This window comes from Acidocella sp. C78 (assembly GCF_907164655.1).
The window spans coordinates 1-14,036 of sequence record NZ_CAJQZK010000043.1; the positions used below are offsets into that span (position 1 = coordinate 1).

Genomic DNA, 14,036 nt, shown 5'->3' on the forward strand with positions numbered 1-14,036 from the left:
GGGCTCGCCGGGCTGGCGCTCGATCCCGGCCGGCTCGTGCTTGCCGAGGCGGAGCGGGAGCAAGACCGACTGGCGCTGCTCGAAACCGCCCTGGCCGGTGGCCTGCACGCGGCTGGGCCGGTGGAGCGGATCTCCCGTCTCGCGGTGGCGCCTCGCACTGGCGGCACGGCGGGGCCAGGCTGTCGGGCTGGTGCTGAACATGGGAAAGGCAAGTGATTCCAATGCGTTCTCGACGAGATGGCGAATTGGCGCAGAACCTTCCGGGCCGGATGGCGCGCGGCGCTGGCGGGCCGAGTTGCTGCATGCGCGCGGCGTGCCGCCGGGCGCCTTCGGCCTAGAGCTGGGCCATGACGGAGCGACGCATGCTTTCGATCTGGCTGGCGGCGGATTGCCCGCCAGCAACCCTCAGACGCGCCAGCTGAGCGCGCCCTCGATCAGCTCGCCCTGCGCTGCCAGGGCTTCACGCCGCTGGTGGCGCCGGACCCGCCGGATGGTCTCCTGCTCGACATCACCGGCTGCGCCCATCTGTTTGGCGGCGAGGCCAGGCTGTGCGCGCGGATCGGAGCCATGCTGCCCGGCGCCCGGATCGCGATCGGCGGCACCGCGATGGCGGCGCGGGCGCTGGCCCGGCACGGCATAACGTCGGACGCCAGACTCGACACTCTGCCGGTGACAGCTCTTGGGCTGGAAGCACCGGTTGCGCGGCGGCTGCACCGGCTTGGAATCAGACGGATCGGCGCGCTGACGCGCCTCTCGCGCAGCGAGATCCGGGCCGGTTTCAGCGAAGACCTGCTGCTCAGACTCGACCGCCTGCACGGAAGGGTCGCCGAGCCGCTGCATTTCCTGCCGCCGCCGGCCGCATGGCGCGAGGCGGAATCGCATCACGAGCCACTGCTGACGGCCGAACAACTGCGGGCGGCGCTGGCCCGGCTTGTCATCCGCCTCTGCGACAGGCTGGAGGCGGCCGAATGCGGCCTGACGATTTTGCAGGTCCGGTTCCGGCGGGTCGATGCGCGCGTGGTCGGGGAGACGATCGGCTTCGCAGCCCCCGCGCGCGATGCGCCGCATATCTGCCGCCTGCTGGCCGAGCGTCTGAACCGGGTCGATCCGGGATTCGGCGTGGAAGGCCTGGAGATCGAGGGAGAGGTGGCAGCACTGCCAGCGGGACAGCCGGAGCTGGGCGGCGCTTTTCGGCCGGAACACACCCAAACCTTCGACCTTCTGGCCACCCGGGCCCGGCTGTCGCGGCTGGCGCCAGTGGCGAGCCATGTGCCGGAGCGCGCGATGCGCCGGATTCCGGTAACGGAACCGCCGCCAGGCTGGCCACCCGCCGGCCATCCACGGCCGGTCCGGCTGTTCGTCCGCCCCGAGCGGATCGAGGTGATCGCGCCGGTGCCCGACGATCCGCCGCTGCTGATGCGATGGCGCGGAGCCAGCCATCGCATCACCCGCGCCACCGGGCCGGAGCGGATCGCACGCGAATGGTGGCGTCACGAATCCCCTGAGGCAGCCGGCCGCGCCGAGGTGGAGATGCTGCGCGACTATTACGCGATCGAGGATGAGGCGGGGCAACGTTTCTGGGTGTTTCGCACCGGGCTGCACGGCGGCGCGCGGCCGCCCCGATGGTTCATCCACGGGTATTCTGATGACAGAATATGCCGAGCTTGCCGCCGCCAGCGCGTTCAGCTTCCTCGAAGGCGCGTCGCACCCGCAGGAACTGGTCGACCAGGCCCTGTTCCTCGGCCATGCGGCGCTGGGCATCGCGGACCGGAACACCGTCGCCGGCGTGGTGCGCGCGCATGTCGCGGCGAAGCGGCGCGGTCTGCGCCTGCTGGTCGGCAGCCGGCTAGGCTTCGAGGATGGACCGGACGTCATCGCCTATCCGCGCGACCGCGAGGGCTGGGGTCGGCTCTGCCGGCTGCTCAGCCTCGGCAAGGGGCGGGCAGCGAAAAGCGGCTGCCGGCTTCGCCTCGACGATCTGGAGGACCAGGCGGCCGGGATGGCGCTGATCGTGATGCCGCCGCCCTGGCCCGATGCCGCCTTCGCCGCCAGCCTCGACCGGATCGCCGGCTTCGGCGCCCTGGTCTGGCTCGGGGCGGCGCGCCGCTATGCGCCGGACGACGCCGCGCGGCTGGAGGCGCTCGCCGCCCTGGCCGGACGGCGGCGGCTGGTGGCGGTGAACGACGTGCTGTATCACGCGCCCTCGCGCCGGCCGTTGCAGGACGTGATGCGCTGCATCCGCCATGGCTGCACGATCGCCGAGGCCGGTCTGCGCCTCGAGCCGCATGGCGAGCGCCACCTCAAGCCGGCCGCCGAGATGGCCCGGCTGTTCCGCGGATATGAAGGGGCGATCGCGGCTCAGGCCGAGATTCTGGAAGCTGTAGGCTTCACCCTTGGCGACATACACTATGAATATCCCGACGAGCCGGTGCCGCCGGGCAAAACCCCGACGGCCATCTCGCCGACCTCGCCTGGGCGGGAGCGGCGATCCGCTATCCCGGCGGCGCGCCGGCGGCGATCACCGCGACGATCCGCCGCGAGCTCGACCTGATCGCCCAGCTCGGCTACGCGCGCTATTTCCTGACCGTGAACGATATCGTCGGCTTCGCCCGGCGGCAGGGGATTCTCTGCCAGGGGCGCGGCTCGGCGGCGAATTCGGCGGTCTGCTACGCGCTCGGCATCACCGCGGTCGATCCCGCCGAGATCGACCTGCTGTTCGAGCGCTTCGTCTCGGCCGAGCGGGGCGAGCCGCCGGATATCGACGTCGATTTCGAGCATGAGCGGCGCGAGGAGGTGATTCAGTATATCTATGGCCGCTACGGCCGCGCGCGGGCGGCGATCGCGGCGGCGGTGATTCACTATCGGCCGCGCAGCGCGATCCGCGATGTCGGCAAGGCGCTCGGCCTGGAAGCGGCGACGATCGAGACGCTGGCGGCGCAAAGCTGGAATCCGGGCGATGCGCTGTGGTCGGACGAGCGGCTGCGCGAGGCCGGGCTCGATCCGGCCTCGCCGGACCTGCGGCGGGCCATCGGCCTCGCGCGCGAGCTGGTCGACCTGCCGCGGCATCTGTCCCAGCATGTCGGCGGGTTCGTGCTGACGCGCACCCGGCTCGACGAGATCGTGCCGGTCGGCCCGGCCGCCATGGCGGAGCGCAGCTTCATCGAATGGGACAAGGACGATATCGACGCGCTGGGGCTGATGAAGGTCGACGTGCTGGCGCTGGGCATGCTCACCTGCATCCGCAAATGCTTCGCCCTGCTGGGGATCGCCGATCTGGCCGACGTGCCGCGCGAGGACCCGCGCGTTTACGACATGCTGTGCCGGGGAGATGCGCTCGGCGTGTTCCAGGTGGAAAGCCGGGCGCAGATGAACATGCTGCCGCGGCTGCGGCCGCGCACCTTCTACGACCTGGTGATCGAGGTCGCGATCGTCCGGCCGGGGCCGATCCAGGGGGATATGGTGCATCCGTATCTGCGGCGGCGGAACGGGCTGGAGGCGACGAACATGCCCTCGCCCGCCCTGCGCGCCGTCCTCGGCAAGACGCTCGGCGTGCCGCTGTTCCAGGAGCAGGCGATGCGGATCGCCATCGAGGCGGCCGGCTTCACGCCCGGCGAGGCCAACGAACTGCGCCGCGCCATGGCGACCTTCCGCAGCCCCGGCGCGATCGAGCGATTCTTCACCCGGATGGTCGAGGGCATGGTCGCGCGCGGCCATGAGCGCGATTTCGCGGAGCGCTGCTTCCGCCAGATCGAGGGTTTCGGCACTTACGGGTTTCCCGAAAGCCATGCCGCGAGCTTCGCGCATCTGGTCTATGTCTCGGCCTGGCTGAAATGCCACCACCCGGCGGAATTCGCCGCCGCTTTGCTGAACTCGCAGCCGATGGGGTTCTACCAGCCGGCGCAGATCGTGCGCGATGCGCGCGAGCACGGCATCGCCGTCCGCGCCGCCGATGTGGCGGCGAGTGCGTGGGACTGCACGGTGGAAAACGGGGCGCTGCGGCTCGGCCTGCGGATGATCAGGGGCTTCAGGGCCGACTGGGCGGCACGGATCGACGCCCTGCGGGCCGAGAGGCGAATCGGCCTGCCCGAACTTGCGTCGCTGCCAAAAGCCACACTCGAAGCGCTGGCCGAGGCCGGCGCCCTGCGGTCTCTGGGCATGGGGCGGCGCACCGCGCTCTGGCAGGCCGGCCTGGTGGACAATGCGCCCCCTTCCCCGCTCGGGCCGCTTTCCTGCCCTGCCGCCGCCCCCGAACTGCCCCTGATGCAGCACGGCGAGCACGTGGCCGCCGACTATCGCGCCACCGGCCTGTCCCTGCGCGCGCATCCACTAGGCTTGCTGCGAAGCCATCCCCGGCTGCGCGGCACCATCACCTGCAAGGACATGGACGAACGCGTCCAAGACGGCGGCCAGGTCCGCCTTGCCGGCCTGGTCACGGTGCGCCAGCGCCCCGGCAGCGCCAAGGGGACCGTATTCATCACGATCGAGGATGAAACCGGCATCGCCAACCTGATTGTCTGGCCCGCCCGCGTCGAGGCACTGCGACAGGAGATCGTCTCCGCCCGGCTCCTCGGCGTGCGAGGCCGGGTGCAACGCGGCGTCGAGAGGGATGTCACGATCGTGCATGTTCTGGTCGATACGCTTGCCGATTTATCGCCCCTGCTCGACCGGCTCGACCGGCTCGACCCGCCAGAGGCAGCGAGCGAGGCGGCGGTCAAGGGAAATCGAGGCCGGAACGGCGAACAGCGCCACGAAGCCGTGATTTTCACTGATGCCCAAACGGAACATAACCATCCATTAATATTCATCCAAGATAATCGCCTCAGAGGATCAGAGGACAATCTATGGCCAAGCCACCGACAGCCGCAAAAAATGCAGCCGACGAAACCTTGCCCGAAGCCGAGGGCGAGGCGGTGCCGGCAAAGCCGTCAAAGCGCAAGCTGATCTTCATCGGCGGTGGCGGTCGCCGCGTTTCTGCTGCTGATCGGCGGCCTGTGGATCACCGGTATCCTGCCGCGCATGCTCGGGGAGAGACCACCGCCGAAAGTAACCGGGCCGGTTTACGTCAAATCCCGGAAATCGTCGCGAATCTCGACGTCCCCAATGGCCAGGACTCCTATGTGAAACTTGAAGCCACCATCGAACTTGCGGATCAGAAATCCGCAAAAATCGCGACGGCCGACATGCCCCGCATCGTCGATGTGTTCCAGACCTATCTCCGTGCCATGCGTCCAGGCGAACTGCGCGGCGCATCCGGCACCTACCGCCTGCGGGAAGCCCTGATCGATCGCGTCGAGGTGGCGACGGCGCCTGCCGTGGTGAAAGACATCCTGTTTCAGGAACTGATCGTTCAATAATACTGATATCTACCAGCGTCGAAGCAAAAATTGTCGAAATGGTGAAAAAAATGCTGACCTATATCCTGACTTATGGCGCATGGGGATTTCAGAGCGTATTATTTGGAGTTCTTGTTTTCACGCTGGTTTATGCACGCCGCCTGGACAAATCCATTCTCCAGATGCGCGCCGATCGCCATGCCCTGCAGGAACTGGTCGACCAGATCGGCACATCGGTCAGCTCCGCCATATCCGCCACCGAACGTCTGAAGGAGCAGGCCGGCCAGAGTTTCACCGCCCTGGAGGAGGCGTGCAAGGCCGCCGCCGCCTCCACCACCCGTCTCGACGAACTGATCAGCCAGGCCAATATCGCCGCGGACACCCAAAAGCGCGCCGAGAGCAAGGAGGGCTTCGATATGTCCGATACGTCTGCGGCCGTGATCGACCTGAAGCCTCAAGACGCCCGTAGCTTCGCCGCGCGGGTGCTGATGGCAAAACCAAACCCCCTGCACCGTTCGAACCAATCCCGGCGCCCCGCGAAGCTGCAAAGCAGAGCCGAGCGCGACCTTGCCCGGATGCTGCTAGATGCCACCTGATGAGCTGCATCCCGCGGACTGCCACGCCTACTGCCGATCGTGACGTTTTGTCTGTGCGGAACCATTCTCTTCAAGTCGGCCGGGCTTGTGGATGCAGCTTTCGCGGGCGCCTCAACGTCCGAAAAGGCGTCCACAAGCCTTCACCAGGCCCAGGACAAGCATTCCGGAACAAAGAGCGGGAATTCCGCTCCCTCGGCCTACGAACCCGTGGCCAACTGGAAAGACAAGCCCCCGCCTCCTCCTCTCTGCAAGCCAGACCCTCTGGACCAGACCGGCGAACGCAAGCTTTTGCTTCAACTCAAGCAACGGGCCGAGCAGCTTGATTCGCGCGCCGCGGCACTGAACCGCCAAGAGGCGGAACTGGCCGTGGAAAAGGAAGCCATCGCCAAGCAAATAGCGGCGATCAAGCCGCTGGCGCAGAAGCTTGAGCAGATCAATGCCGCTCACAAAGCCGCAGATCAAAAGAAATGGACCGCTTTGGTTTCAACCTACGAAACGATGGATCCCCGGAGCGCTGCACGCATATTTGACGGTCTCGATCCCAAAATCGTCCTGAATGTGATCCAGCGCATGAGCAGCCGAAAATCGGCGCCCATTCTGGCCGACATGAGCCCAGAAAAGGCACAAATCGTCACAGAGAAGCTCGCCGGCATGACGGCCATGACGCCCAAGCCTCAACCAGTCGCATCCCTTCTGCCTGATGGTGCACCATACCCGCTCCCGCATGGCCGCTGCCAACAGGAAAAAATTCAGATATGTCGCCTATATATCGCTTGCGCTCGGCGAGGTATTCCGCACGCAGCCTTCGGCAATTCATCGTCATACTGGTTTCGTATCCTGGTGCCGGATAACCTGGTGCCCGCCAATGTCGGACAATCCATTTTCGAAGAGGGAGGCAATTCTATCTGGTATTGGCTGGCAGCTTTCCAATAAAAGCATATGCGCTCAAAAAAATAACTGGCAATCAGAAAGCCGCCGTCATTCATCTTCAGAATTCCACAGTTCTCAAGATACCGACACCTGCAGGGCAATCATTATCGACGCAGGCCGGCAAACAGCTCAATCCATGTCAACCTGACCCAATCGGCGCCCCAAAACAACGTCAAGATTTCTTTCGACAAGGGCTTTATAAACCTCGTTGCACCGATGCCGGGCCCATCGTCACAATGGCCGATCCACAAACCGGAAGACCCTTGTTGATCGGTACCGTGACCGGGACAACGGCCTTGAGCGACGCGCCAAGCGGGCCAGGATACAGGTTTTTGCCAACATCCCGAGGCATTGCCGTCATCGCATCGTCCGATGAGGTCGCGCTGTCCCGTCAGCTGGCGGGTTCAGCCTGGGCTCCCTGAAAGCCGGCACCGGTCTGCCAATCGGTAATCCGCTTCTGGTTCCTCCCCTTACTGCGGCTTCAAGAACACCCGATGGCCTTGATCTTCCACGTTACAATCTGATCGGCCTACGACAGCGACTAGGGCTGCAACGCATCGCCGTGACCCAGCGCCGGCTCTCGATAAAGAAGAAGCAACATTCAAGCTGGTTCGGGTGATGCTCGCACTCGATATGGGGCCCCGAAGCCATCGGCGCACTTGACCGGCTTGCGCAAACTCAACCACTGATTACAGAAGGCGAGCAATGGAACCTTTTGCACTCCGTCGCGAATATCATTTCCAATAACCCCGCGGGGCACTAGATAATCTCGGAAAAATCAAAAATAATTCAAAAATAAAAGACACACTAAGCGCCTTGGCATACGCCAAGAAAGGCAAATATAAAAAGTCCATCAATGGAATAAAAGTCTGGAATAAATTATATATTATCTCTTCCGACACTAATAAGAAATGGTATTCTTCCAACCGTTGCAAAATCACTTATAAATACAAGTAATTTTGATACATTCAAGAAATATATGAATTTTTTCCAAAAAACTCAATATTTAATTTTTATATTGGGAACTATTATGAAAAAAATGGCAATCTCAATAAGGCAATTTCTATCTACAACAATATCCTTCACACGCGAAATAATAAAGCATTTGGACTTGCCAATTCACATAAGATATATCTCGAATACAAAACACATAAATTAAGCGCACATTCCGCAGCCGATCAGCTATTGCGTCATGTTTATGACTGGAGAGCGGCGAAGCACGAATTAAATCTTCGCATGGAGGTGGCAAAATTGTATGCAAAAGCCAATGATTGGCCCTCCGCGATGTCAGAACTCAAGCATGATTTAATGCTATTTCCCAGCAAATCCAACAAAATCAATCGCCTTCGACAAAAATTATTTTCAGATCTAACGAGTTCCAACCAGTTATCCAAGCTCGGGCCATTAGGGTCAGCATCGATCCTCCAAGATAATATTGACCTTATTCCAAAAATAATAATGAGTTAAAATATGTGAAATATATGATAAATAATTTTAATCAATTAGGGCTTCCAGAAAACTCAATTCCTGCGCTTGAATATCTCATACAAAAAAATGAAAATTGCAATTGATTATTCTTGAATTGTTCATTTGCCAACATTAGTCCAAGTGAAGGCAGATTTTCTGGTTTTTCATTTTTTTGTATGAGATATTCAAGCGCAGGAATTGAGTTTTCTGGAAGCCCTAATTGATTAAAATTATTTATCATATATTTCACATATTTTAACTCATTATTATTTTTTGGAATAAGGTCAATATTATCTTGGAGGATCGATGCTGACCCTAATGGCCCGAGCTTGGATAACTGGTTGGAACTCGTTAGATCTGAAAATAATTTTTGTCGAAGGCGATTGATTTTGTTGGATTTGCTGGGAAATAGCATTAAATCATGCTTGAGTTCTGACATCGCGGAGGGCCAATCATTGGCTTTTGCATACAATTTTGCCACCTCCATGCGAAGATTTAATTCGTGCTTCGCCGCTCTCCAGTCATAAACATGACGCAATAGCTGATCGGCTGCGGAATGTGCGCTTAATTTATGTGTTTTGTATTCGAGATATATCTTATGTGAATTGGCAAGTCCAAATGCTTTATTATTTCGCGTGTGAAGGATATTGTTGTAGATAGAAATTGCCTTATTGAGATTGCCATTTTTTTCATAATAGTTCCCAATATAAAAATTAAATATTGAGTTTTTTGGAAAAAAATTCATATATTTCTTGAATGTATCAAAATTACTTGTATTTATAAGTGATTTTGCAACGGTTGGAAGAATACCATTTCTTATTAGTGTCGGAAGAGATAATATATAATTTATTCCAGACTTTATTCCATTGATGGACTTTTTATATTTGCCTTTCTTGGCGTATGCCAAGGCGCTTAGTGTGTCTTTTATTTTTGAATTATTTTTGATTTTTCCGAGATTATCTAGTGCCCCCGCGGGTTATTGGAAATGATATTCGCGACGGAGTGCAAAAGGTTCCATTGCTCGCCTTCTGTAATCAGTGGTTGAGTTTGCGCAAGCCGGTCAAGTGCGCCGATGGCTTCGGGGCCCATATCGAGTGCGAGCATCACCCGAACCAGCTTGAATGTTGCTTCTTCTTTATCGAGAGCCGGCGCCTGGGTCACGGCGATGCGTTGCAGCCCTAGTCGCTGTCGTAGGCCGATCAGATTGTAACGTGGAAGATCAAGGCCATCGGGTGTTCTTGAAGCCGCAGTAAGGGGAGGAACCAGAAGCGGATTACCGATTGGCAGACCGGTGCCGGCTTTCAGGGAGCCCAGGCTGAACCCGCCAGCTTGACGGGACAGCGCGACCTCATCGGACGATGCGATGACGGCAATGCCTCGGGATGTTGGCAAAAACCTGTATCCTGGCCCGCTTGGCGCGTCGCTCAAGGCCGTTGTCCCGGTCACGGTACCGATCAACAAGGGTCTTCCGGTTTGTGGATCGGCCATTGTGACGATGGGCCCGGCATCGGTGCAACCGAGGTTTATAAAGCCCTTGTCGAAAGAAATCTTGACGTTGTTTTGGGGCGCCGATTGGGTCAGGTTGACATGGATTGAGCTGTTGCCGGCCTGCGTCGATAATGATTGCCCTGCAGGTGTCGGTATCTTGAGAACTGTGGAATTCTGAAGATGAATGACGGCGGCTTTCTGATTGCCAGTTATTTTTTTGAGCGCATATGCTTTTATTGGAAAGCTGCCAGCCAATACCAGATAAGAATTGCCTCCCTCTTCGAAAATGGATTGTCCGACATTGGCGGGCACCAGGTTATCCGGCACCAGGATACGAAACCAGTATGACGATGAATTGCCGAAGGCTGCGTGCGGAATACCTCCGCCGAGCGCAAGCGATATATAGGCGACATATCTGAATTTTTTCCTGTTGGCAGCGGCCATGCGGGAGCGGGTCATGGTGCACCATCAGGCAGAAGGGATGCGACTGGTTGAGGCTTGGGCGTCATGGCCGTCATGCCGGCGAGCTTCTCTGTGACGATTTGTGCCTTTTCTGGGCTCATGTCGGCCAGAATGGGCGCCGATTTTCGGCTGCTCATGCGCTGGATCACATTCAGGACGATTTTGGGATCGAGACCGTCAAATATGCGTGCAGCGCTCCGGGGATCCATCGTTTCGTAGGTTGAAACCAAAGCGGTCCATTTCTTTTGATCTGCGGCTTTGTGAGCGGCATTGATCTGCTCAAGCTTCTGCGCCAGCGGCTTGATCGCCGCTATTTGCTTGGCGATGGCTTCCTTTTCCACGGCCAGTTCCGCCTCTTGGCGGTTCAGTGCCGCGGCGCGCGAATCAAGCTGCTCGGCCCGTTGCTTGAGTTGAAGCAAAAGCTTGCGTTCGCCGGTCTGGTCCAGAGGGTCTGGCTTGCAGAGAGGAGGAGGCGGGGGCTTGTCTTTCCAGTTGGCCACGGGTTCGTAGGCCGAGGGAGCGGAATTCCCGCTCTTGTTCCGGAATGCTTGTCCTGGGCCTGGTGAAGCTTGTGGACGCCTTTTCGGACGTTGAGGCGCCCGCGAAAGCTGCATCCACAAGCCCGGCCGACTTGAAGAGAATGGTTCCGCACAGACAAAACGTCACGATCGGCAGTAGGCGTGGCAGTCCGCGGGATTGCAGCTCATCAGGTGGCATCTAGCAGCATCCCGGCAAGGTCGCGCTCGGCTCTGCTTTGCAGCTTCGCGGGGCGCCGGGATTGGTTCGAACGGTGCAGGGGGTTTGGTTTTGCCATCAGCACCGCGCGGCGAAGCTACGGCGTCTTGAGGCTTCAGGTCGATCACGCCGCAGACGTATCGGACATATCGAAGCCCTCCTTGCTCTCGGCGCGCTTTTGGGTGTCCGCGGCGATATTGGCCTGGCTGATCAGTTCGTCGAGACGGGTGGTGGAGGCGGCGGCGGCCTTGCACGCCTCCTCCAGGGCGGTGAAACTCTGGCCGGCCTGCTCCTTCAGACGTTCGGTGGCGGATATGGCGGAGCTGACCGATGTGCCGATCTGGTCGACCAGTTCCTGCAGGGCATGGCGATCGGCGCGCATCTGGAGAATGGATTTGTCCAGGCGGCGTGCATAAACCAGCGTGAAAACAAGAACTCCAAATAATACGCTCTGAAATCCCCATGCGCCATAAGTCAGGATATAGGTCAGCATTTTTTCACCATTTCGACAATTTTTGCTTCGACGCTGGTAGATATCAGTATTATTGAACGATCAGTTCCTGAAACAGGATGTCTTTCACCACGGCAGGCGCCGTCGCCACCTCGACGCGATCGATCAGGGCTTCCCGCAGGCGGTAGGTGCCGGATGCGCCGCGCAGTTCGCCTGGACGCATGGCACGGAGATAGGTCTGGAACACATCGACGATGCGGGGCATGTCGGCCGTCGCGATTTTTGCGGATTTCTGATCCGCAAGTTCGATGGTGGCTTCAAGTTTCACATAGGAGTCCTGGCCATTGGGGACGTCGAGATTCGCGACGATTTCCGGGATTTTGACGTAAACCGGCCCGGTTACTTTCGGCGGTGGTCTCTCCCCGAGCATGCGCGGCAGGATACCGGTGATCCACAGGCCGCCGATCAGCAGCAGAAACGCGGCGACCGCACCGCCGATGAAGATCAGCTTGCGCTTTGACGGCTTTGCCGGCACCGCCTCGCCCTCGGCTTCGGGCAAGGTTTCGTCGGCTGCATTTTTTGCGGCTGTCGGTGGCTTGGCCATAGATTGTCCTCTGATCCTCTGAGGCGATTATCTTGGATGAATATTAATGGATGGTTATGTTCCGTTTGGGCATCAGTGAAAATCACGGCTTCGTGGCGCTGTTCGCCGTTCCGGCTCGATTTCCCTTGACCGCCCGCCTCGCTCGCTGCCTCTGGCGGGTCGAGCCGGTCGAGCCGGTCGAGCAGGGGCGATAAATCGGCAAGCGTATCGACCAGAACATGCACGATCGTGACATCCTCTCGACGCCGCGTTGCACCCGGCCTCGCACGCCGAGGAGCCGGGCGGAGACGATCTCCTGTCGCAGTGCTCGACGCGGGCGGGCCAGACAATCAGGTTGGCGATGCCGGTTTCATCCTCGATCGTGATGAATACGGTCCCTTGGCGCTGCCGGGCGCTGGCGCACCGTGACCAGGCCGGCAAGGCGGACCTGGCCGCCGTCTTGGACGCGTTCGTCCATGTCCTTGCAGGTGATGGTGCCGCGCAGCCGGGGATGGCTTCGCAGCAAGCCTAGTGGATGCGCGCGCAGGGACAGGCCGGTGGCGCGATAGTCGGCGGCCACGTGCTCGCCGTGCTGCATCAGGGGCAGTTCGGGGGCGGCGGCAGGGCAGGAAAGCGGCCCGAGCGGGGAAGGGGCGCATTGTCCACCAGGCCGGCCTGCCAGAGCGCGGTGCGCCGCCCCATGCCAGAGACCGCAGGGCGCCGGCCTCGGCCAGCGCTTCGAGTGTGGCTTTTGGCAGCGACGCAAGTTCGGGCAGGCCGATTCGCCTCTCGGCCCGCAGGGCGTCGATCCGTGCCGCCCAGTCGGCCCTGAAGCCCTGATCATCCGCAGGCCGAGCCGCAGCGCCCGTTTTCCACCGTGCAGTCCACGCACTCGCCGCCACATCGGCGGCGCGGACGGCGATGCCGTGCTCGCGCGCATCGCGCACGATCTGCGCCGGCTGGTAGAACCCATCGGCTGCGAGTTCAGCAAAGCGGCGGCGAATTCCGCCGGGTGGTGGCATTTCAGCCAGGCCGAGACATAGACAGATGCGCGAAGCTCGCGGCATGGCTTTCGGGAACCCGTAAGTGCCGAAACCCTCGATCTGGCGGAAGCAGCGCTCCGCGAAATCGCGCTCATGGCCGCGCGCGACCATGCCCTCGACCATCCGGGTGAAGAATCGCTCGATCGCGCCGGGGCTGCGGAAGGTCGCCATGGCGCGGCGCAGTTCGTTGGCCTCGCCGGGCGTGAAGCCGGCCGCCTCGATGGCGATCCGCATCGCCTGCTCCTGGAACAGCGGCACGCCGAGCGTCTTGCCGAGGACGGCGCGCAGGGCGGGCGAGGGCATGTTCGTCGCCTCCAGCCCGTTCCGCGCCGCAGATACGGATGCACCATATCCCCTGGATCGGCCCGGCCGGACGATCGCGACCTCGATCACCAGGTCGTAGAAGGTGCGCGGCCGCAGCCGCGGCAGCATGTTCATCTGCGCCCGGCTTTCCACCTGGAACACGCCGAGCGCATCTCCCCGGCACAGCATGTCGTAAACGCGCGGGTCCTCGCGCGGCACGTCGGCCAGATCGGCGATCCCCAGCAGGGCGAAGCATTTGCGGATGCAGGTGAGCATGCCCAGCGCCAGCACGTCGACCTTCATCAGCCCCAGCGCGTCGATATCGTCCTTGTCCATTCGATGAAGCTGCGCTCCGCCATGGCGGCCGGGCCGACCGGCACGATCTCGTCGAGCCGGGTGCGCGTCAGCACGAACCGCCGACATGCTGGGACAGATGCCGCGGCAGGTCGACCAGCTCGCGCGCGAGGCCGATGGCCGCCGCAGGTCCGGCGAGGCCGGATCGAGCCCGGCCTCGCGCAGCCGCTCGTCGACCACAGCGCATCGCCGGATTCCAGCTTTGCGCCGCAGCGTCTCGATCGTCGCCGCTTCCAGGCCGAGCGCCTTGCCGACATCGCGGATCGCGCTGCGCGGCCGATAGTGAATCAC

General features: G+C 60.7%; 13 protein-coding genes and 2 pseudogenes. 8 read left to right on the plus strand and 7 right to left on the minus strand.

Translation table 11 applies throughout. The annotated features are described in order from the left end of the window. Positions 1-216 (plus strand): annotated as a pseudogene (locus ACIDOCELLA78_RS000000112320) (hypothetical protein); the annotation flags it as partial. Between the two features lie 189 nt (positions 217-405). Here ACIDOCELLA78_RS000000112320 and ACIDOCELLA78_RS000000112325 read toward each other — a convergent pair. Next, on the minus strand, positions 406-1,635 hold the full coding sequence (locus ACIDOCELLA78_RS000000112325; protein WP_201729812.1) for a hypothetical protein: 1,230 nt from the start codon (positions 1,633-1,635) through the stop codon (positions 406-408). A gap of 10 nt (positions 1,636-1,645) precedes the next feature. On the opposite strand from ACIDOCELLA78_RS000000112325, the gene ACIDOCELLA78_RS000000112330 reads away from it, so the two are divergent. The 6 genes from ACIDOCELLA78_RS000000112330 to ACIDOCELLA78_RS000000112355 all read left to right on the plus strand — a co-directional run bounded on the left by ACIDOCELLA78_RS000000112330 (position 1,646) and on the right by ACIDOCELLA78_RS000000112355 (position 7,281). Beyond that, on the plus strand, positions 1,646-2,551 hold the full coding sequence (locus tag ACIDOCELLA78_RS000000112330; protein WP_249676815.1) for a PHP domain-containing protein: 906 nt from the start codon (positions 1,646-1,648) through the stop codon (positions 2,549-2,551). Next, complete coding sequence (locus ACIDOCELLA78_RS000000112335) at positions 2,488-4,941, plus strand: error-prone DNA polymerase (RefSeq protein ID WP_249676821.1); 2,454 nt, start codon at positions 2,488-2,490, stop codon at positions 4,939-4,941. Before ACIDOCELLA78_RS000000112330 ends, ACIDOCELLA78_RS000000112335 begins: the two co-directional genes overlap by 64 nt. Continuing rightward, the gene (locus tag ACIDOCELLA78_RS000000112340) at positions 4,887-5,354 is read left to right on the plus strand and encodes a flagellar basal body-associated FliL family protein (RefSeq protein ID WP_249676818.1); all 468 of its coding nucleotides are present in this window, start codon (positions 4,887-4,889) and stop codon (positions 5,352-5,354) included. The genes ACIDOCELLA78_RS000000112335 and ACIDOCELLA78_RS000000112340 overlap by 55 nt, the downstream gene beginning before the upstream one ends. Before the next feature lie 50 nt (positions 5,355-5,404). After that, positions 5,405-5,929 carry a DUF6468 domain-containing protein gene (locus tag ACIDOCELLA78_RS000000112345; protein ID WP_201729804.1) on the plus strand — a complete coding sequence of 175 codons (525 nt, stop codon included), beginning with the start codon at positions 5,405-5,407 and terminating at the stop codon, positions 5,927-5,929. Positions 5,930-6,136: 207 nt separating this feature from the next. Next, the gene (locus ACIDOCELLA78_RS000000112350; protein ID WP_201729805.1) at positions 6,137-6,862 is read left to right on the plus strand and encodes a MotE family protein; all 726 of its coding nucleotides are present in this window, start codon (positions 6,137-6,139) and stop codon (positions 6,860-6,862) included. Continuing rightward, entirely contained in the window at positions 6,841-7,281 is a 441-nt protein-coding gene (locus ACIDOCELLA78_RS000000112355) for a hypothetical protein (protein WP_214006292.1), read from the plus strand. Before ACIDOCELLA78_RS000000112350 ends, ACIDOCELLA78_RS000000112355 begins: the two co-directional genes overlap by 22 nt. Before the next feature lie 1,076 nt (positions 7,282-8,357). On the opposite strand, the gene ACIDOCELLA78_RS000000112360 is transcribed toward ACIDOCELLA78_RS000000112355, so the two are convergent. The 5 genes from ACIDOCELLA78_RS000000112360 to ACIDOCELLA78_RS000000112380 all read right to left on the minus strand — a co-directional run bounded on the left by ACIDOCELLA78_RS000000112360 (position 8,358) and on the right by ACIDOCELLA78_RS000000112380 (position 12,021). Then, positions 8,358-9,233, minus strand: a complete 876-nt coding sequence (locus ACIDOCELLA78_RS000000112360; RefSeq protein WP_201729806.1) for a lipopolysaccharide assembly protein LapB — start codon at positions 9,231-9,233, stop codon at positions 8,358-8,360. A gap of 53 nt (positions 9,234-9,286) precedes the next feature. After that, entirely contained in the window at positions 9,287-10,273 is a 987-nt protein-coding gene (locus ACIDOCELLA78_RS000000112365) for a hypothetical protein (RefSeq protein WP_201729807.1), read from the minus strand. Then, the gene (locus ACIDOCELLA78_RS000000112370; RefSeq protein ID WP_201729808.1) at positions 10,270-10,776 is read right to left on the minus strand and encodes a MotE family protein; all 507 of its coding nucleotides are present in this window, start codon (positions 10,774-10,776) and stop codon (positions 10,270-10,272) included. Before ACIDOCELLA78_RS000000112370 ends, ACIDOCELLA78_RS000000112365 begins: the two co-directional genes overlap by 4 nt. A 359-nt stretch (positions 10,777-11,135) precedes the next feature. Continuing rightward, positions 11,136-11,504 (minus strand): DUF6468 domain-containing protein, encoded by a 369-nt coding sequence (locus ACIDOCELLA78_RS000000112375; protein ID WP_201729809.1) that lies wholly within the window; start codon positions 11,502-11,504, stop codon positions 11,136-11,138. 49 nt (positions 11,505-11,553) lie between these two features. After that, positions 11,554-12,021: a flagellar basal body-associated FliL family protein gene (locus ACIDOCELLA78_RS000000112380; protein WP_249676274.1), complete on the minus strand. Its 468-nt coding sequence runs from the start codon at positions 12,019-12,021 to the stop codon at positions 11,554-11,556. A 101-nt stretch (positions 12,022-12,122) separates the two neighbouring features. Between ACIDOCELLA78_RS000000112380 and ACIDOCELLA78_RS000000112385 the strand changes: the two genes are divergently transcribed. Further along, complete coding sequence (locus tag ACIDOCELLA78_RS000000112385; protein ID WP_214006293.1) at positions 12,123-12,260, plus strand: hypothetical protein; 138 nt, start codon at positions 12,123-12,125, stop codon at positions 12,258-12,260. A 135-nt stretch (positions 12,261-12,395) separates the two neighbouring features. On the opposite strand, the pseudogene ACIDOCELLA78_RS000000112390 reads toward ACIDOCELLA78_RS000000112385, so the two are convergent. After that, positions 12,396-14,036: pseudogene (locus ACIDOCELLA78_RS000000112390) on the minus strand (error-prone DNA polymerase); the annotation flags it as partial.